This is a genomic window from Vibrio sp. 2130-1 (assembly GCF_033339515.1).
Map to the genome: position 1 here is coordinate 458,172 of NZ_JAWOUT010000002.1, position 20,051 is coordinate 478,222.

General features: G+C 43.1%; 18 protein-coding genes and 1 riboswitch. Of the genes, 11 read left to right on the forward strand and 7 right to left on the reverse strand.

What is annotated here, in order from left to right:
- The first annotated feature begins 73 nt into the window (after positions 1-73).
- Positions 74-709 (forward strand): LysE family translocator, encoded by a 636-nt coding sequence (locus R7Q09_RS04650; protein WP_017820932.1) that lies wholly within the window; start codon positions 74-76, stop codon positions 707-709.
- Positions 709-1,275, forward strand: coding sequence for a hypothetical protein (locus tag R7Q09_RS04655; RefSeq protein WP_005385713.1), 567 nt, complete (start codon positions 709-711; stop codon positions 1,273-1,275). The genes R7Q09_RS04650 and R7Q09_RS04655 overlap by 1 nt, the downstream gene beginning before the upstream one ends.
- Positions 1,276-1,393: 118 nt before the next feature.
- Here the strand turns inward: R7Q09_RS04655 and R7Q09_RS04660 are convergent, their stop codons facing one another.
- A complete protein-coding gene (locus R7Q09_RS04660; RefSeq protein WP_005377785.1) occupies positions 1,394-2,770 on the reverse strand; it encodes an alanine/glycine:cation symporter family protein in 1,377 nt (458 codons plus the stop codon).
- Positions 2,771-2,892: 122 nt separating this feature from the next.
- Positions 2,893-2,992: riboswitch (glycine riboswitch) on the reverse strand.
- Positions 2,993-3,519: 527 nt separating this feature from the next.
- Between R7Q09_RS04660 and R7Q09_RS04665 the strand changes: the two genes are divergently transcribed.
- Together R7Q09_RS04665 and R7Q09_RS04670 are read left to right on the forward strand one after the other, a co-directional pair.
- On the forward strand, positions 3,520-3,678 hold the full coding sequence (locus R7Q09_RS04665; protein ID WP_005377784.1) for a hypothetical protein: 159 nt from the start codon (positions 3,520-3,522) through the stop codon (positions 3,676-3,678).
- A 31-nt stretch (positions 3,679-3,709) separates the two neighbouring features.
- Positions 3,710-4,444, forward strand: coding sequence for a chromosome segregation ATPase (locus R7Q09_RS04670; RefSeq protein ID WP_017820934.1), 735 nt, complete (start codon positions 3,710-3,712; stop codon positions 4,442-4,444).
- An 89-nt stretch (positions 4,445-4,533) separates the two neighbouring features.
- Here the strand turns inward: R7Q09_RS04670 and R7Q09_RS04675 are convergent, their stop codons facing one another.
- From R7Q09_RS04675 to proV, 6 genes are all read right to left on the reverse strand, one after another.
- On the reverse strand, positions 4,534-4,917 hold the full coding sequence (locus tag R7Q09_RS04675) for a hypothetical protein (protein WP_005377782.1): 384 nt from the start codon (positions 4,915-4,917) through the stop codon (positions 4,534-4,536).
- A 99-nt stretch (positions 4,918-5,016) separates the two neighbouring features.
- Positions 5,017-5,382, reverse strand: coding sequence for a VOC family protein (locus tag R7Q09_RS04680; protein WP_005377781.1), 366 nt, complete (start codon positions 5,380-5,382; stop codon positions 5,017-5,019).
- Positions 5,383-5,528: 146 nt separating this feature from the next.
- The gene (locus R7Q09_RS04685) at positions 5,529-7,478 is read right to left on the reverse strand and encodes an LTA synthase family protein (protein WP_213905930.1); all 1,950 of its coding nucleotides are present in this window, start codon (positions 7,476-7,478) and stop codon (positions 5,529-5,531) included.
- Positions 7,479-7,672: 194 nt separating this feature from the next.
- On the reverse strand, positions 7,673-8,680 hold the full coding sequence (proX, locus tag R7Q09_RS04690) for a glycine betaine/L-proline ABC transporter substrate-binding protein ProX (protein ID WP_005385703.1): 1,008 nt from the start codon (positions 8,678-8,680) through the stop codon (positions 7,673-7,675).
- Positions 8,673-9,758, reverse strand: coding sequence for a glycine betaine/L-proline ABC transporter permease ProW (gene proW / locus R7Q09_RS04695; protein WP_005377778.1), 1,086 nt, complete (start codon positions 9,756-9,758; stop codon positions 8,673-8,675). The genes proX and proW overlap by 8 nt, the downstream gene beginning before the upstream one ends.
- Before the next feature lie 4 nt (positions 9,759-9,762).
- Positions 9,763-10,950, reverse strand: a complete 1,188-nt coding sequence (gene proV, locus R7Q09_RS04700; RefSeq protein WP_017633996.1) for a glycine betaine/L-proline ABC transporter ATP-binding protein ProV — start codon at positions 10,948-10,950, stop codon at positions 9,763-9,765.
- Positions 10,951-11,388: 438 nt separating this feature from the next.
- On the opposite strand from proV, the gene R7Q09_RS04705 reads away from it, so the two are divergent.
- The 7 genes from R7Q09_RS04705 to R7Q09_RS04735 all read left to right on the forward strand — a co-directional run bounded on the left by R7Q09_RS04705 (position 11,389) and on the right by R7Q09_RS04735 (position 19,923).
- Complete coding sequence (locus R7Q09_RS04705) at positions 11,389-13,269, forward strand: DUF294 nucleotidyltransferase-like domain-containing protein (RefSeq protein ID WP_005377775.1); 1,881 nt, start codon at positions 11,389-11,391, stop codon at positions 13,267-13,269.
- Entirely contained in the window at positions 13,266-14,015 is a 750-nt protein-coding gene (locus R7Q09_RS04710; RefSeq protein WP_025766719.1) for a 3'-5' exonuclease, read from the forward strand. The genes R7Q09_RS04705 and R7Q09_RS04710 overlap by 4 nt, the downstream gene beginning before the upstream one ends.
- A gap of 192 nt (positions 14,016-14,207) precedes the next feature.
- Complete coding sequence (locus R7Q09_RS04715) at positions 14,208-15,866, forward strand: BCCT family transporter (protein WP_005377772.1); 1,659 nt, start codon at positions 14,208-14,210, stop codon at positions 15,864-15,866.
- 314 nt (positions 15,867-16,180) lie between these two features.
- Complete coding sequence (gene ectA / locus R7Q09_RS04720; RefSeq protein ID WP_005393379.1) at positions 16,181-16,714, forward strand: diaminobutyrate acetyltransferase; 534 nt, start codon at positions 16,181-16,183, stop codon at positions 16,712-16,714.
- A 34-nt stretch (positions 16,715-16,748) separates the two neighbouring features.
- Entirely contained in the window at positions 16,749-18,014 is a 1,266-nt protein-coding gene (gene ectB, locus R7Q09_RS04725; protein WP_025766718.1) for a diaminobutyrate--2-oxoglutarate transaminase, read from the forward strand.
- A gap of 14 nt (positions 18,015-18,028) precedes the next feature.
- The gene (locus tag R7Q09_RS04730) at positions 18,029-18,415 is read left to right on the forward strand and encodes an ectoine synthase (protein ID WP_005377769.1); all 387 of its coding nucleotides are present in this window, start codon (positions 18,029-18,031) and stop codon (positions 18,413-18,415) included.
- An 86-nt stretch (positions 18,416-18,501) separates the two neighbouring features.
- Positions 18,502-19,923 carry an aspartate kinase gene (locus R7Q09_RS04735; protein WP_005377768.1) on the forward strand — a complete coding sequence of 474 codons (1,422 nt, stop codon included), beginning with the start codon at positions 18,502-18,504 and terminating at the stop codon, positions 19,921-19,923.
- The last annotated feature ends 128 nt before the right edge of the window (positions 19,924-20,051 follow it).

A 20,051-nucleotide genomic window follows, 5' to 3' on the forward strand; every position in this document is an offset into this window, starting at 1 on the left:
TTAAAAAAGAAGCTTGCGAATCTTGTGGATTGGCGGTATTGATGAAGGATTGACAATTAATTATCACGATAATATGGATATTTTGAATTTCGAGGCATTTATTATTGCCATTACGATTTTAACGTTAACGCCAGGTTTAGATACTGCACTTGTTATCCGTAACACTAGCCGCTCGGGCCTAAAAGATGGATGTACAACCAGTCTAGGGATTTGCTTTGGCTTATTCGTACATGCTTTTTTTTCTGCGGTTGGTATCTCGGCGATTCTTGCGCAATCAGCAGAGTTGTTCCAAATCGTAAAAATGATTGGCGCAGCTTATCTTATCTGGCTTGGTTTGAGCAGTTTAAAAGCGCTAATGTCGTCGAAAGATGGATTGACCGTGACCGAGCAGATTCACGAAGTGTTTAATGGTAAGCGCTCTTTTAGAGAGGGCTTTCTTTCTAACGTCTTGAACCCGAAAACGGCGGTCTTCTATTTGGCTTTCTTGCCACAGTTTGTGAATCCAGAAGGTTCACCCTTGCTTCAATCAATGATGATGGCATCTGTACACTTTGCTATTGCGATGGTTTGGCAGTGTGGTTTAGCTGGCGCGCTTAACTCGGCTAAAAATCTACTAAAGAATGCAAGCTTTATGAAGTGGATGGAAGGCGCGACGGGCGCAGTATTAGTCGCACTTGGTGTGAAGTTATTAATTGAAAAACCCGTTTAATGCGTAATATTTATCGATTGTTGATACTACTCGCTGTATTTATTGTGGGGATAGGTGCCGCTGTTGCTTGGCATACGTGGCCACAAGTACAGTTTGCGCAACGCGGCATGATCTGGTCTTGGCACTGGGGCTACTTCGAGCCTTTTGCTAATGGAATACAACAAACGCGAACTCAAGACACTAAACAGTTATTGCTCAGGCGTGTGTATTTGCATGACGCTATTGTCGTTTTTGTTTCGACAACTATGGACAATAAATTTGAGGTCGACGTTGTAAAAGAGCAAACCTGTGAACCTAAAACGACGACTTGGGCTTCGGTCTCTGTCAATCATCAACGTGTCAGGCATGTACCTATGGTGTGCGATGCGTTTGGGCAAGGCTACTTTTATCGCTACATCGGGAAACATCTAGAATCGATTGAGGTTGGTGTCGGCGACTCGTTTGTAACAGAAGCATTTTTAGACTGGCCGCTATCAGAGTTGAAAGCGGATCAATTCAAGCAAAAAAATGCGAAGTTTTTTGAAGAACGTGGAGAAAACGTTGAGCATCAATGGTTGAGAGATTAACCATTTAACCGAAGATAAATAAAGCCCGCTAAATAATAGCGGGCTTTATGTTTTTACCATTTCTAATGTGCTTTGCTCTCCGTTACTGGTAGTTTGTGACCGAACAGCTGTCATTTCACTAAGCTTTCACTGCTTCAACTTCACCTGATTGCGATGTTGAGCTAAAGAACAGTTTGGTTTCTGCCAGTACGACGTGACGCAGTGCGATCAAACCAATCAGGTTAGGAATTGCCATCAGACCGTTTACGATATCAGCCAGTAGCCAAATCATATCGAGGTGAAGGAATGCACCAGATGCCACCAAGCCAACGAAAATCAGTTTGTATGGAAGCACAGCTTTAGTTCCGAACAGGAACACAACGCAACGCTCACCGTAGTAGTTCCAACCAAGAATGGTGGTAAAAGCGAAGAACATCAAACCGATTGAGACGAGCATAGGGCCAAATGTATCTGCATTTAAACCCACCGCAAAAGCATGAGTCGTCATCGCGGCGCCTGCTAGGTCACTTTGCCATGCACCGGTCAGGATTAGAGCAAGGCCTGTCATGGTACAAATAATGATGGTATCGAAAAAGGTACCCGTCATTGAAATTAGGCCTTGTTTAACACAAGAGTCTGTCTTCGCTGCTGCTGCTGCCATAGGCGCGCTACCCAAACCTGATTCATTTGAGAACACACCGCGAGCGATACCTGATTGGATTGCCAACATGATGCTTGCACCTAGAAAACCACCAGTCGCTGCTGTTGATGTAAAGGCTGAAACCAGCACTAATTCAACGGCATTGAACAATTGGTCTGCATTCATGATGATCACGCTTAAACACGCCAACACATAAAATACAGCCATGGTAGGAACCACTTTTCCTGCAACGTTAGCAATGGATTTGATGCCACCCAAAGTTACGAAAGCAACCAAAAGAGTTAGTACAAAGGCAGATAGCTCACGGTTAACACCAAGAGATATCTCACTTGCATCCAGAATCGCGTTTACTTGTGGAAACGTACCGATACCAAAACAAGCAACACCTAAAGCAAACACTGCAAACATGATCGCGAGAGCTTTTGAGCCAACACCGTATTGCAAGTAATACATTGGGCCACCAATCATTTGGCCTTTATCATCGACTCTTCGGTACTTAACCGCCAACAAACATTCGGCGTATTTAGTCGCCATTCCGAAAAGGGCAGCGAGCCACATCCAGAATAGAGCGCCTGGTCCACCGAGTTTGATTGCTGTGGCAACACCAACAATGTTACCAGTACCAATTGTTGCTGAGAGTGCAGTACAAAGAGCTGCAAAGCTAGAAACGTCACCTTGAGTATTAGATGACTTATCTTTACTGAATACCATCGCTAGCGCTGTTGGGAGGTGTTTAAACTGGATCAAGCCAAGGCTAAAAGTGAAGTAAACACCTGTACCCACTAGCAAAATAAGCAGCGGTGGACCCCAGACAAAATTATCGATGGTTTGTAGTAAAGATTGTAGGTTGTTCATGATTTCCCCTTAATAAAACAACTAATAAGGAGAAGAGGGAAAGGACGAGATCAACGATCTCTAAAAGAACTAAGCTATTGGCTGTAGGCGGGAAGGCCAAGCAAAATAGTTAGGTTGTAACTTTCCACTCCTCTGTCCTTTTGCCTGAGAGTTTCACCTTGCGTGAGTGCAAGACTTGCTCCTTCGGCGACCGATTTAACGGTTCTCTCCAGAGGTTCCTCCAACTACAGTCCCCGCTACCTAGGTAGCACCTGAAATAGTTAATTCTTCGGCGAGTTATGCTAATCAAATGTTAAAATTTGATTAATAACCACTCTCCTGCAGTCTTCATCGGAACAATTACTCAATTAAATGAGTAAAGGTTAGTTAATGATGCTGGTCATCATTAACGTGTGAACTCTATCATGTTTTTGGTCCATTTCAACACCCTATGTCAATTTATTTTCAATGAAATAACCTTATCTATTTTCATGAAGGTATGTTTGCCAATCTTTTTGTGCGAGTCACGGCATAAATAAAATTTATTGGGTTAGGGAATGGAACCCAAAAACACTTCAGAACGATAAATGTGTTTCGATCGTTACGACATAAGTTATTCAATTAAGGACACAAAATTGATTAAAATCGGAGCACTTATTTTAAAATCTACGCTAAGTTGACCTTATGGTACGTATAAATGGGTTACAATGAATCTTTGTGAAACAGTCTACGGACCTAGGCAGTTTTTCATGAGTGGACAAGGAGGCGGTATGACCAGATTATTAGCCATTGCGGTGTTGATTGCAGTAGCATTTGTGCTGTTTCGTTATCGAACCAATGAAAAAGTCCAAAAAGCGACCGTTATAACATTAATTGGCGCATTTCTGATTTATACAGCATCAATTATGTTTGCGGAATTGATCCGCTAGCAAAGTAAAAGAGTCCTTGGAGTAGTATACGGTGAGTTCTCAGAACAAAATGGAAGAGCAAGACGACGTAGTTGTCATTGAAGAGCGTGACAAACGTACGCATATCTATATCGCAATCGCTGCGGTGTTAGGCTTGGCATTTGGTGGCCTTGTTGGATCGGTTGTCACTGCGAACAAGTGGGAATCGACTTACCACGTATTAGAAGAAAAGTATCAAGCACTAACGCAAGATAAAACCCAGTTGGCATCTCAAGTAAAAGTGCGTGAAGAGGCGCTTGACCAAGAAATACAAAACCAAGTTAGTGAGTTACTCGCCGCGAAAGATGAAGCTCATCAGAAAGCACTTAAGAAGTTGCAAAAGCAGTTGACTGAGGTCGAGAAGGTCAACTTGTCACTAGAGTCTCAATTGAAGCAGCAGGCAGATAAGATCAACACGACGAAGTCAGAAAATGAGAAGTTGAGTCGTCAAGCGGATATGCAAGCGACTATGTTTGAGCGGTCCCGCGAAGTATTCCAGAAAGAGCTAAAAATTTCGCAAGAATTAGAGTCTCTCGAGAAAGAACGGTCGAAATTATTACCTAAGATTGAGAAACTCAAGAAAGAGTGTGACGTATTTTTAGAAGGCAAATCTTGGGACGTGAAGTCGGACGCGTGTGATAAACATGATGAAGCTAATTCACGACTAAGTCAGGTCGATCAAATGATTGAAGTCTATAAAATGGACCTCAAACAAATCAAAGCAATAACGGAAGATATCGGCCTTTAAGTCTTTTGTATCCGGTTTTGAAAAGCAAAAGGAGCTCTTTAAGAGCTCCTTTTTCGTTGTTAGCTATGACTTTTAGCCTGTCGCGTATATTAGATTCGTGAGGCGTCATAGCCTGAGGCGAGCAGGAGCTCTCGTTCGTGTTTAATCAGCTGAGCTCGATCTTCAATTAGTTCATTGAGTGCTTGAGATGGCTTACCTGCTAATGCTTTGAACGAAGCAAAAGATTCCGCGGTGTCGATTTTATCAATCATCTGACTGATGACATTACGAGCCTCACACGGGTTACTCGTCGTTGTAAAGTATTCTACTTGCTTTGCTGCCGATTTCATCTCAGTTAATAGCTCAAGCGGGCTACTTTCTTTGGCTACTGCCATGTAGTTATCCAGCACGCGCTTTGCATAAAGCAGTTCTTTGAGGGGGATATCTCTTCCGCTCTCGATTAGGGATTCGCTAAGGATCATACTTGAGCTCATGGGCATTCCTTCTTATTACTACGCCGCTTTTGATGTTTCCTTGAGTCTAATTTATTGAAGTCACATTGGGAATGGGTAAAAAGCATTTTTAACGCATTTTTATTCATTTATGAAAACGCGAATGCGATGCTTATCTGGATCGATAGCCATAAAATTTAACCCATACACTGATGTCGCTGGTGGTTGAACAAACTCAACACCTAGGTCTTTCCAGCGCTTGTAAATGCGCTCTAGCATATGACTATTGGGCACCGATAAAGACAACTCGGTGCCACCACCTCTAATTCCGCTGTAGGGTGAAAGATTATCTCTTTGCTTGAGTGTCAACGTTAAGCCTTCGGTCAGTGGAATAGCGGCGAAGGTTGGAGACAACTGCGTGACTTTGCGTTCGAACAGTTTCGAATAAAAAACTTGGCTTATGTGGATGTCCTCAACGTAGAGAACGAATGAATTGATAGTCAGCATGGTTTGTTCCTTAATCAATTAGAAATAGTAGGGGCAATCTAACGGAAAGGAACGACAGGAGTTGTCAGTAGAACATTCTCGAAGGTAAGTGACAGAATAAGAAAAAGGAGCCGTTTAGCTCCTTTTTATCAGCGGAATCATTGGTATTAATGAGTGTGTTTGGAAGAATACCAGTTGTTTTGATACGCTTTAGATGCAAATAATGCGTTTGCTTTTGCACGCTCGATAATAGACTCGTCCACCTCTAGCGGCTTCATGGTTTGGTCTTTAAAGTCGTACGCCAGGGTCGATATCTTTTCACCAGGGGAAAGCACAACGAGATTGTCGCGCGTTAAATAACCAAAGTTTTTGTCGTATTGCATCATTGCGCGTTCATCTTCGCGAGCCAGTGGCTTCGTTAAATCACGACCAATCATCGGTGTTTTAGCATCTACCCCAATCAGAGATAACAGTGTAGGCGGCATGTCTATGTTGTTTGCTATGCGGTCATCTTTACGTGGTTGAATGCCTTTACCAAGGATCAATGCTGGAATGTGAAAGTGCTTAACTGGAACAAGGTTAGCGCCAGAAACACGTGCATCATGATCTGCAATTACAATGAAAATGGTATCATCCCAATAAGATGACTTTTTCGCCTTTTCAAAGAAAGTGCCCAAAGCGTAATCGGAATATTTAACGGCGTTGTTACGCGTCATATATTCTGAATCGTATGGCTCAATTTTGCCTTTTGGATACTCATAAGGGCTATGATTACTTGACGTAAAAACTAAGCTAAAAAAAGGTTTGTCGCTTTTTGAAAGGCGTTCAAACTCTTCGTTTGCTTTGTTATATAGATCTTCATCACTAACACCCCAAGAGCCAACAAAGCTTGGGTTGTTATAATCGTCTTCTTCTACTATTTGATCAAAACCGTTACCAAAGAAGAAAGTTTTCATGTTGTCAAAGTTGGCTTCACCGCCGTAAATAAATTGCGTGTGATAGCCTTGAGCTTTCAGTAAGTCCGCGATGGTAAAGAAACCCGTTTGGCTTTTACTCAGCTTCACTACCGCGCGAGACGGAGATGGAGGAAAGCCCGTGGTTACGGCTTCAATTCCACGAACAGAACGAGTACCAGTGGCGTACATTTGTGTGAACTGCCAACCTTCCTTCATGAGTTCATCAAGGTTTGGTGTTAGAGGCAAACCACCCAAAGCACCGACAAATTGGGCGCCTAAGCTTTCTTGTAGCAAAATCACTAAGTTTTTATGTTTACCCTGGTAAGTCGCGGGGTTACTGTTCATGGTTGGGAGTAATGAAGGGGTGAAGTCGGACTTTGTTGATGAAGTGCGAACTAATTCCAACATCTTTTGAGTGTCCATTTTTCCGTAGAACTGCTCAGCATTCTTTTCTGACTTCATGCTATTAACCGCAAACAACAATGAGTAAGATGAGTTCAGTGCTAAGTCGTTAAGCAGTGGATCGTTAGAAAAGGCGACCATAGCAGGATTTAGCGGGCGGTGCCCTAAAGATGAGCGAGCACCTGCAACCCCAAAAAGAACAACGAAAAGTGCCAATAGTGGTCGCCATTTCCAGTTGACCTGCTGCGCCTTATCGGTCAGTTTCTTACTCCACTTCCAACCTAAAGTGATGGTTAAAACTGTACCTAACGCACCAATAAACAGTTCTAATTTGTAGCCAGTCCAGAGCATACTCAAGACTTCTTTTGGGTAGATTAAGTATTCCACAAACAGGCGGTTTGGACGTAGGTCGTATTCCTGAATAAATGGCGCTGTTGCTAGCTCCATGTATACAAGCACCCAAAGCCCTAAAACCATCCATATGCGTAATATTCGCTTCCAACACTCTCCCATCTTACCGGTTAATGGCATGAAGGTTGAAAACAGTGCTGGAAGAATAAATAACCAGCAAAGCGTTGCAATATCTACGCGCAAACCTTGACCTAGGATGTAAATTAAGTCGTTTAGAGAGTCAATACGGTCAATCTGCCAAAAAGCTAGCAAAACTCTTGAGATAGACAGAAATAGAAGCGAAAACAAAGAAAAGGCAGCAATTGGCTGCAAAGGCCCCCACACAGAGCTCTTTGATAAGTTTTTCATATTTATTCGAATAGTTTAATTGTTATGTTGTGTTGTTTTTAGCAAAGCAAGCGTGAAATAAACGTGAATTATAATGTGGGTTTATGGTCGAGTAGTGTAAGTGTTGGTATGTCTATGTAAGGGGGAGGGGCGTTTGTGTAAAAAAAGAGCCAGTTGATAACACCAACTGGCTCTAGAGGTTGATAAAGGCATGATTACATTGCGGCTTTCTTCGCTTCTTCGACCCATGCGTCGAACTTTTTCTGGTTCGCTTTGATCCAGCCATTTACATGAGACTCGATGTCCGCTGAGCTGTTCTTACCTTGGCTCATCATCATATTCTGAGCACTAACATCATTGATATTTAGTTTGATGATTTCAAATAGCTTTGCAGCAGCAGGGTTGTTTTCTGTAAACTCTTTATTGGCAACGATGCGCATAGAGTTCATCTCGAAGCCGTAGTTCTTACCGTTCTCTAGTGTCGTATCAATGTCCTTACGCTCACCAGGAAGTGAAGAGAATGGCACTTCTAACCACACAACATCTTTCCCTGGAACTAAAACGCCACTTACCCAGTACGGTGTCCAAGTGTAGTAAAGAATCGGATCGCCTTTTTTGTAACGTGAGATCGTATCAGCGATAATCGCCGCGTAGTTACCTTGGTTGTGTGTTACTGTGTCACGAAGTTTGAAAGCATCCAACTGATGCTCAACAACCATTTCACAACCCCAACCTGGGTTACAACCAGTTAAGTCCGCTTTGCCATCGCCGTTTGCATCGAATAGCTTCGCCAATTTTGGATCTTTTAACTGACCAATGTTAGTGATGTTATATTTTTCCGCGGTTTTCTTATCGATCAAATAACCTTGCGCAGCACCACTTACGTATTGGCCTTTACGGAAGAACTTATCATCACCGCCAGACATCGTGTACTTATCGGCGTGAAGAGGGAACCAACCAACCGCTAAGAAAGTAGCATCACCTTTAGCAATAGAGGTGTAGCCTACGTTGTAGTCCACTTCTTTGGTCGGTTTAACATCGTAACCAAGCTCTTCAAGTGCGCGGTTTACGATCAACGTTTGAAATGTTTCTTCTGCAACGGTTGATTGAACAGGCTGAACGGTGACACCTTCACCCGGTAGTTCACTTGCCACACCATAAGTTGAAAATGCGATAGTACTTAGAGCTCCAACAGAGAGCGCTTTCTTCCATGAATTATTCATTGATGTTTCTCCTAAGTTTTAGATCGTCTTGGTTCGTCTTTGTTTTCAGTTTTAATAGGTATGAAACAGGACCTGTGTGATACCAGCGAAGTTTAGTGTTGCCCGCATTAACCCCTAACACCTGGGTGATACGGTCTAACAAAATCGCAAGAATAACGATGCCTAAGCCACCAACGGCAGCAAGACCCATATCAAGTCGGCCAATACCACGAAGTACCATTTGGCCTAAGCCGCCAACAGCAATCATTGAAGCAATCACTACCATAGAAAGTGACAGCATTAAGGTTTGGTTTACACCTGCCATGATAGTTGGTAACGCCAACGGTAACTGGATGCGATAAAGCATCTGTTTTTTGTTTGCCCCGAAAGAGTGGCCAGCTTCGATAAGCTCTTCAGGTACTTGCTGAATACCCAAAATAGTCAGGCGCACAACGGGAGGCAGGGCGAAAATGATCGTTACTACTACGCCAGGAACGTTACCAATACCAAACAACATAACAATTGGTACAAGGTAAACGAACGCGGGAGTCGTTTGCATTGCATCTAATATTGGCCTAACAAATTTGGCAGCGGTTTGGCTCCTTGCCAACCATATCCCCATTGGTAGCCCTATAAGCAAACAGAAGAAAACGGCGGTTAACACCAGTGCTAGCGTTGTCATCGCTTGTGACCACGCACCAATTAGGCCGATGAAAACAAGGGATACAAGAGTAGAAAAACCAAGTTTTACATTGGAAAACTGCCACGCTAGCAAAAATAAAATGAGTACCATTATAGGCGCAGGTGTAGACACCAAAGCAGTTTCAAACGACGTTAGAATAAAGTCGATTGGAACTCGTATTGCTTGGAAAACAGGTCGACCATGTTCCACCAGCCAGTTCAAACCGGACTCTACCCAGCTATCGAGGGGTAAAACCGCATCTTGGAATGGGTTCATAATATCGAATGGCGCTTGCTCTACAGTTTCTGAGTTGAGCCAATCATTACTTGGCGCGGCCTCTGTACCTTGCGACCAAGGATCATCTTGCGCAGGAGCAGTATTTGACCAGGGATCATTGTTAGTTTGCTCTGAAGACATCGTGTTAATCCTTATCTAGTGTTTGTAGAAGACGTGATTTAGTCACGACACCAAAGTAAGTTCCTTGCTCATCTACGACAGGCACGGCATAAGGAACACCGGCAACCAGACCCAAAATGTCATTAATTGACTGATCAGGCTGAAGAGTAACTTCATCCGGTAATTGAGCACTGGCTAACGAACGGTTTTCTTTATGAGCCAAACGTAGTGAATCAAGAGATACGATGCCGGAATATCGGCTAGATTTATCGACGACAATACCGTAATCACGGTCGTGATCCATCAGAATCTGCATCGCAGAGCCTGGACCGTCATTTTCCGATTTCTTAAAAACAGCCGCTGGCTTCTTGCGCGCGATATCTTTTGCTGTCAAGACACTTGCGATGTTTACGCCGCGGAAAAAGGCTTCGACATAATCATTTGCTGGACTGTGTAATATTTCATCAGGTGTACCAACCTGAACAACCTCACCGTTTTGCATGATGGCGATACGGTCGCCAATGCGCATTGCTTCATCCAAATCATGAGAAATGAAGACAATTGTGCGTTTGTCATCGTTCTGTAGACGAATAAGCTCATCTTGCATCTCAGAACGGATCAATGGGTCTAAAGCGGAAAACGCCTCGTCCATTAATAGGATGTCTGGATCACAAGCTAACGCTCTCGCTAAACCAACGCGCTGTTTCATACCACCGGATAATTCGTCAGGGAAAGATTCTGCATAAGGGTCTAAACCCACTCTTTCTAAGGCGGAAAGGGCACTTTTCTGACGCTCATTAACGTCGATGCCGGCAAGTTCTAAACCAAAGGCGGCATTTTCAATCACCGTCATGTGTGGCATGAGTGCGAAACTTTGAAACACCATTGAGATATTGTTACGACGAACTTCTCGAAGTTCATTTTCGGAGATGTGGGCGATATCTCTTCCTTTGAGATAAACACTACCTTTAGTCGGCTCAATGAGCCGGTTAAGAAGTCGAACAAGGGTGGATTTCCCGGAGCCAGAAAGGCCCATGATTACGAAAATTTCCCCTTCATTTATGGTGAGAGATACATCGTTTACGCCGACTGTTAAACCTGTCTGTTCAAAAATACCGTCTTTATCGACGCCTTTGTCGATAAGCGAGAAGGCTCTCTCTGGGTCTTCTCCAAACACTTTATACAGTCCCTTAACTTCCAGTATGGGATCCATGTTATCTGTCCTTTTTCGTGTGTTTATAACTGTTTAACGATTTGTACTCTAATTAATTTTAGTTCAACTTTCAACGAAAGGGGGTTGGTTAACTAGTTCTGCCGTGCATAGAGAGTTCGTTGAGCAAGGTATGTTCAATTCTTATTTTTTATATTTAAAACAATTGCTTGCGATGTGTTTTTATCCGCCATAACGTTGCCCTGACGTAGGGTTGAATTTATTTTGAATTTTTTTGTACATTTCAACTCAACTCGCTTGCATAGATATAAGCTGTGATAGCTTAGAACTCTACATATAAAAAGGTTAGAGCTCTAATTTTTGATTAAGACTTGGTCCTGTGAAATCGGTTAGGTACTGTTATCCTTAGATTTATTTATTGCTTGATTTCACTCAGGGTGATATTTATCGCTGTAGTTTAGGCAACGTATGGAATAAAAAATGGAAGCCGAACAGTTAGAAGTGCTCAATTTCATTAGCCAGTACCCACCTTTTGATGACCTACCTGAAGAGCAGCTTAGAAAAATTGCTCTCAATGCCGAGGTTGCATACTTTCGGCAAGGAACAAAAATCCTTAACTTCGGAGATACGATCCGCGACTTGTATATGGTGAGAAGTGGGGCGGTAGAGATTTATCGACGTAAAGGTGAACTCTATAACAGGATTGATGCTGGTGGACTGTTTGGTCAGATGGGGTTGTTGATGAACAACCGCGTACGGATGCCAGCCAAAGCGATAGAAGACACTCTCGTTTACTGTATTCCGGAAAACATCTTCAATGAACTTTGTGATGAGTTTGAAAACTTTGCGGACTACATGGAACTGGAAGATAGCGCGCGTTTGCGAAGCGCAATATCTAGCCGCTCCGAAAGCAATGACTTTACCACCGCTAAGGCACGTAAAATCTTAGCAAGAGATCCAGTAACCCTGGAGGCAACGGCTTCAATTCAGGAAGCTGCGATACTAATGGCAGAGGAAAATGTTACCTCTCTGCTCATTATTCGCCCGACAGAGGAGCTCACAGAAGAAGATGACGAACAGCTGCTTGGAATTTTGACTGATCGCGATCTTTGCATTCGCGTACTAGCTCAAGGTATTGATACCAATATTCCAGTGAGTGAGGTCATGAGTTATGACGTGGTTTCATTGGATTATAACGCCTATGTGTTTGAGGCCATGTTAACCATGTTGCGTTACAACGTGCATCATTTACCAATTTTAAAAGATAAAAAGCCGATAGGAATTATTGGCATGACGGACATCGTTCGTTACGAATCTCAGAACAGCCTATTGCTAGTGAGCTCTATTTTTCAGCAAACCAGTGTCGAGGATCTCAAGCAGGTTTCTGAACAAGTAAAAGACTGTTTCGTAAGAATGGTCAATGAAGATGCCAACGCGCACATGATTGGTCGAGCCATGTCGGTTATAGGCAGTAGTTTCAAACAACGCCTCGCTGAATTAGCTGAGCAAGAGTTCGGCCCAGCGCCCATTCCTTATTGTTTAGTCGCAATGGGTTCAATGGCGAGGGATGAGCAGCTAATTGTAACGGATCAAGATAACGCGCTTATTCTCGATAACAGTTATGACGTTGAGATTCACGGAGAGTACTTTGAAAAGTTTGCTAAATTTGTTTGTGATGGTTTAGCGGCATGCGGCTATGCTTATTGTACTGGAGACATTATGGCTACCAACCCAGAATGGCGAAAAACTCGTGCAGAATGGGAAGAATGCTTTGGAAACTGGATAGACAATCCAACCCCTGAGAGGTTGTTAAATAGTAATATCTTTTTTGATCTCCTCGGTGTGCATGGGCGAGTGAAATGGGCGGAGCAATTAAGCAGCTTTATTGTGAGACGAGCGAAAAGAAATAACCGCTTTCTTGCTTGTATGGCGTACAACGCAATACGTAGGACGCCTCCACTGGGCTTTTTCAAAGACTTTGTGATGGAGAAAGATGGTCGTCATCGCAACTCGATTAACTTGAAGCGAAGGGGGACGGCTCCGTTGGCCGATTTAATACGGGTGCATTCTCTGGCAATCGGTTCCCGATCGCAAAACTCTTTCGACCGTTTAGATGACATTAATGATGCTGGCATTTTACCGAAAGGTCGAGGTTTGGATTTAAGGGATGCGATGGAGCTAATCTACATGGTTCGAATTCGTCACCAAGCCCTTGATATAGAAAATGGAGAAGAGCCAGACAACAATATTGAGCCGGAGAACATGTCTGAATTTGAACGTCGAAACTTAAAAGCAGCATTTCAAATTCTAAGTAACGCACAGAACTTCATTAAGTTTCGATACCAGAGAAGTAGCAAATGATGTGGTTCTCAAAAAAGGCAGAAAAAGAACATCCGTTGTTGGATACATCCCAGACGCCAGAGTGGTCAATGTTGTTCAAACAACTCGCTAAAGAAGCGAAAGACGAGAGGCTCAAACGCTACTATTCGACACCGATGGTTAATGGGGAAACACCAATTGAACAAGTGCCATTTGTCTCGGTAGACTTTGAGACAACAGGATTGAACTCGGAAGAGGATGTCATTCTCACGATCGGACTTGTGCCGTTCACTATTGATCGTGTTCAATGTAATGGTTCTGCTCATTGGGTCGTTAACCCAAACAGAGAGTTAAACCACGAGTCTGTCATTATTCACGGTATCACTGACTCTGAGGTTAAAAACGCGCCGCAGCTGTCTCAGATCTTGGGTGAAATATTGGATGCGTTGTCAGGCAAAGTGGTACTTGTTCACTACAAGAACATTGAAAGGCAGTTCTTTAATAACGCCTTGCTAAATAGCATCGGAGAGGGGATACAGTTTCCTGTTGTTGATACGTTAGATATTGAGTATGCGATACAGCGCCGTGAATGCAGAGGTTTTATCAATAAGTTGAAAGGCAAGAAACCCGGTTCTGTACGATTAGGGCACGCTCGTGAAAGATATGGCCTCCCTGCTTATCAACCTCACCATGCCCTGACGGATGCGTTAGCAACTGCGGAGCTGTTTCAAGCACAACTGCAGTATCACTTTAATCGAAACATGCCAATATCTTCGGTTTGGCAATAGGCGTTATTTATGGTGAAAACAATAAAATGCAATGAGAGATAGGGGGCTTTAAGATTATGATGGCGGATTGAGTAACCGCTTATAAGAACAATGTTTTATGAACATGTGCTTGGTAGTGATGAAGACGTTTCATTACTCGAACTCCGACAAAAGTAATTTAAACTTGGTCACGTATTTTTAAGGAGATTATCCGTGAGCACCGATAATAACGGTGGCATTCAACGCCCCGATGGAAAAGTAAACGCAATAGATACTGACTATCAAATTGGTCAGGATAACGTTGCGCTAAAGGTAGGCCCATTTGGCCTTGATATTCACAACCGTGTTTTTGCAATTTCTGGCTTAGCAATCGTCATGTTTGTTGTGATAACACTATTATTCCGAGAACAGGTAGAGCCGTTTTTTGCAGACCTACGAGCGGGTTTGTTGCACAATTTAGACTGGTTTTTTCTCGCTTCAGGTAATATTTTTGTCATTGTCTGTGTCGGATTGATCTTCACACCATTGGGCCGTGTGCGAATCGGTGGTACTGAAGCAACACCGGATTACTCCTATGCCGGATGGTTGGCAATGCTATTTGCTGCAGGTATGGGCATTGGTCTCGTATTCTTCGGTGTATCAGAACCGATGTCCCATTTTAGTTCTGCGATTGGTGGCGTGAGCGTTGAGAATGGTGTACGTACTGACTGGGCACCGCTAGGTGGTGCAGAGGGCGATGCAACTGCAGCTTCGGCATTAGGGATGGCTGCGACGATTTACCACTGGGCACTTCATCCGTGGTCAATATACGCGCTCTTGGCTCTTGGACTGGCTATCTTTTCATTTAACAAAGGTTTGCCACTCACCATGCGCTCAATTTTTTACCCTTTGTTTGGTGAGCGTGTATGGGGTTGGACTGGTCATATTATCGATATTCTTGCAGTGGTAGCGACGGTTTTTGGTTTAGCAACATCGCTAGGCTACGGTGCATCTCAAGCCGCAACGGGTTTGAACTTCCTGTTTGATGTCCCAATGACCAATACCACGCAGGTTATATTGATTATTGGTATTACTGCGCTCGCTTTAATCTCTGTTGTGGCTGGACTCGATAAGGGCGTGAAAATCTTATCTGAAATCAACATGGGTCTTGCAGCGCTGCTATTGCTATTTGTTATTGTTGTTGGCCCGACGATTGCGATTTTAACTGGTTTCTTCGAGAACATCGTTTCCTATGTGGCTAATATCCCTGCCTTATCTATGCCATTTGGACGAGAGGATGTGAATTACTCTCAAGGCTGGACGGCGTTTTACTGGGCGTGGTGGATTTCTTGGTCACCATTTGTGGGTATGTTCATCGCACGTGTGTCTCGCGGTCGTTCGGTTCGTGAGTTTATTATTTGCGTTATTCTTATCCCATCTTCAGTTTGTGTGTTATGGATGACGGCTTTTGGCGGTAACGCAATTAGCCAATACGTTAATGATGGCTATGAGGCGGTGTTTAACGCAGAACTGCCTTTAAAACTTTTTGCCATGTTAGATGTTATGCCATTGGCTGAGATAACATCTTTTGTCGGCATTATCTTAGTCGTGGTGTTCTTCATTACCTCTTCTGACTCAGGATCACTGGTTATTGATACTATTGCTGCGGGCGGTAAGGTCGATGCACCAACGCCACAACGCGTGTTCTGGTGTACGTTTGAAGGTTTGGTTGCGATTGCATTGATGTTGGGTGGTGGTCTAGCTGCTGCTCAAGCAATGGCGGTGACGACTGGTTTACCATTTACTATTGTTTTGCTTGTTGCAACGGTATCTTTGATAAAAGGTTTGATGGATGAACCTCGTCCAAAGGCGGTTTCTAAGAAATCAAAATAACTAGTATCAGCAGTTAAATTATTGATAAAAGCGGTATGCGAAAGCATGCCGCTTTTTTTTGGATTTCTATTTTTCTCTGAGAAATGAACAGCATGGAAAATGGTCTTATTCTGGTTGTTTTTTGTACTGTGCATTTAGGTGACTATTTAATAAATTAGACATCGAACTATTTTAACTTTTGGTTAATAGGTTTATTTTTGTGATCTATATCACAAAAATACCGACAAAAAGGCGGATTATTTGATTTTTAGTCGCGAGGGATGCCCATAATAAAAAGGAAATTTAATTAGACCTCAAAGGATATGTATTTTCACATGATCACATCAGCACCTTGGGTCCTTTATCCAGAGATTGGAGAAGACTCAAGTAAAAAATGGATTTTTCGTGAGCCTAAAATCTCTGATGGTGACGACATTTACAGCTTGATTGCAGACTGTCCTCCATTGGACATGAACTCATCTTATTGCAATTTCCTACAGTCTACGCATTTCAGCAAAACCAGTATTTTGGTTGAGCAAAAAGGCGAAATCGCAGGTTTCATTTCCGGTTATCAGAAACCAGACGAGCAAGACGTTTTATTTGTCTGGCAAGTTGCAGTCTCACCTCGCTTTAGAGGTCATGGTTTAGCATTCCGCATGTTGAAAGAACTTCTCACCCGAGAGGAATTAGGCGGTGTTAAATCGGTAGAAACTACCATCACGGAAGATAATAAAGCCTCTTGGGCACTGTTCAAAAAGTTAGATGCGATGAACGGCAATTCTGGCCAAGTAAGCACATTTTTGGATGAAGAAGCCCACTTTAAAGGCAAACACGATACAGAATATTTGTATCGCATTCCTCTCAAATAATCCTCAAACAATAGGAATTAAAAACGGTCTCATCATGGATATTTTCAAAAAGCAGGAATCCAACGTACGCTCATATTCAAACAATTTCCCGGTCGTTTTTCGTAAAGCGAAAGGCTGCTGGCTAGAAACAGAACAAGGTGAACGATACTTAGACTTCCTTGCTGGAGCGGGATCTCTAAATTACGGCCATAACAATCCAGTACTAAAACAAGCGTTGCTTGAGTACATTGAAATGGACGGTATTACTCACGGTTTGGATATGCACTCAGAAGCGAAAGCATCGTTTCTGGAAGCGTTGGATACTTACATCCTTAAACCAAGAAACTTGGATTACAAGGTTCAGTTTACGGGCCCAACAGGGACTAATGCTGTTGAGGCGGCATTGAAGCTGGCTAAAAAAGTAAAAGGCCGCGACAGCGTCGTTGCGTTTACTAACGGTTTCCATGGTTGTACTGCTGGCGCACTGGCTGCAACGGGTAACCAGCATCACAGACAAGGTAACGGTTCTAGCCTAAGTAACGTCACTCGTATTCCATTTGAAGGTTACGCTGGCGTAGATGGTCTCGCGCTGTTCGAAACCATGCTAAATGATAACTCTGCAGGTATGGATAAACCAGCCGCTGTACTTCTTGAAACTGTGCAGGGTGAAGGTGGTTTAAATGCTGCTTCAAACGAGTGGTTACAACGTTTGAGCAAAATCTGTAAAGCCAATGACATTCTTGTGATTGTCGATGACATTCAAGCAGGTTGTGGACGTACCGGTACTTTCTTTAGTTTCGAGCCGTCTGGTATCCAACCGGATATCGTGACGCTATCGAAGTCGATCGGTGGTTACGGTTTGCCGATGGCTGTCGTATTACTTAAGCCTGAGCTTGACCAGTGGAAGCCTGGCGAGCATAACGGTACGTTCCGTGGCAATAATCACGCCTTTATTACTGCTGCAAAAGCACTAGAAATTTACTGGGCAAACGATGATTTTGAAACACACATCAAGCAGTGTTCAGACAAGGTAAGTGCAGTTATTGACCGTTGTGTTCGTCGCTTTCCTCAAATGTTTGTGCAGAAAAAAGGCCGCGGCATGATGGTTGGTATTGAATGTATCAATGGTGACATGGCATCTGAAATTGCGAAAAACTGTTTCGAGAATGGAATGGTGATAGAGACAGCGGGTCCAGAAGATGAAGTTGTGAAGTTCTTCTGTCCACTAACCATCAGCGAATCAGAGCTAGATCAAGGACTAAGCATCTTTGAAAATGCAGTAGAGACTATCGCTGCGAAACATTTCAAACAAGCATCTTAATAAGGATTTTAATTATGATCGTCAGAACTCTAGATGAATGCCGCAACAGCGAACGACGTGTTGTTTCAGATAACTGGGAAAGTGTCCGCATGTTGTTGAAAGACGACAACATGGGTTTCTCTTTCCACATCACAACGATTTATGAAGATACAGAAACTCATATTCACTATCAAAACCACCTTGAATCGGTGTTTTGTATGAGTGGTGAAGGTGAGATTGAAGTTGTAGGTGGAGAAACGTACCCAATCAAACCAGGTACATTATACATCCTTGATAAACACGATGAGCACTACTTGAGAGCTTATAAGAATAAAGAAATGGTAATGGCGTGTGTGTTTAACCCACCGATTACTGGCGCTGAAGTGCACGATGAAAACGGTGTTTATCCTCTCGTTGACTAAAAGATGATTGTGGGGTGCTTTGCCACCCCACACTTTACTATCTCTTCTTTTTTCTTTTTAAAGTTACCAATCAAAAAAGGCTTATCATGACATTTACCGTAGAAAAAATCGGCGGTACATCAATGACAGCGTTTGATGCTGTTCTCGACAATATTATTCTTCGTCCCAAAACACCATACAATCGTATTTTTGTCGTATCTGCATACGGTGGTATGACCGATGCGCTGCTCGAGTGTAAAAAAACCAGTAAACCAGGCGTTTATCAGCTTATCGCGAAACGCGACGACAAATGGGAAGAAGCGTTAGCGTACGTTGAAAGCCGTATGTTGCTGACCAATGAAAATATTTTTGCGGACCCAATGAATCGTATCCGTGCGGATAAATTCATTCGCTCCCGCATTGCTGAAGCGAAAAACTGTATCGCGAATATTTTAGAAACCTGTCAGTACGGTCAATTTTCGTTGCGCCAGTACTTGCCTCAAATTCGAGAGTTTCTCTCGTCTATCGGTGAGGCACATAGTGCTTACAACACAGCACTAAAACTAAAAAATATGGGTATTAACGCTAAGTTCGTTGACCTGTCTGGTTGGGATAATCAAGCGCCAAGAAGCCTTGATGAGTCGATCAGTGACGCGTTTGCTGATATCGATGTATCAAAAGAACTGCCAATCGTGACAGGTTATGCTTACTGTAAAGAGGGCCTAATGCACACTTATGACCGAGGTTATAGTGAGATGACATTTAGCCGAATTGCAGCAATAACAAAAGCGGATTTAGCAGTAATTCACAAAGAGTACCACTTGAGCTCAGCAGACCCACGCGTTGTTGGCCCTGAAAAAGTGTTACCAATTGGTAGTACAAACTATGACGTAGCAGACCAACTTGCGAACCTTGGCATGGAAGCGATTCACCCAAATGCCGCTGCGGGTTTGCGTGAAAGTGGTATTGAGCTACAGATTAAAAATACATTCGAACCTGAACACGAAGGTACTTTGATCTCTTCAAGCTATCGTCCGGAAGAAGACAAAGTCGAGATTATCGCAGGTAAAGAAAAAGTATTTGCACTGCATTTGTTTGACCAAGCAATGGTGGGAAAAGCCGATAACGTTAGTTACGAATTGATGGAAATCATCTCCGATGCTCGTGTAAGTTTGGTTGGTAAAGAGATGAACGCTAACTCTATTACTTACTATCTAGGTGGCAGTACTGATAGCTTAAACAAAGTATTGTATAAAGCCGAGAAACGTTATCCGAATGCCTCGATTAAAGGTCGTATGGTCGCGCTTATCTCAGCCATCGGTTCTCAAATTGATACCAACAAGACGTTGGCGAAAGGTGTGCTTGCATTGATGAATAATGGCGTTACGCCAGTTGCACTGCACTCATCATTGAGAAATGTAAATGTTCAATTTGTTGTCGGTGATAAGGAATACCAGCACGCGATTTGCGCATTGCATGATGAGTTTTTCCAAAGTAGCAGTTTAGCTAAATCGGTTAATGTGGCTTAGTTTATCCACGGTTAAAATACAAAGGAGAGCAGGTTAGCTCTCCTTTTTTTGTTTTCAGCCCTAAACCACCTACTTCAGTAGGTGGTTATCATCCGTTTCGGCTTTGCCTGTAAAACTACTCATGCTAA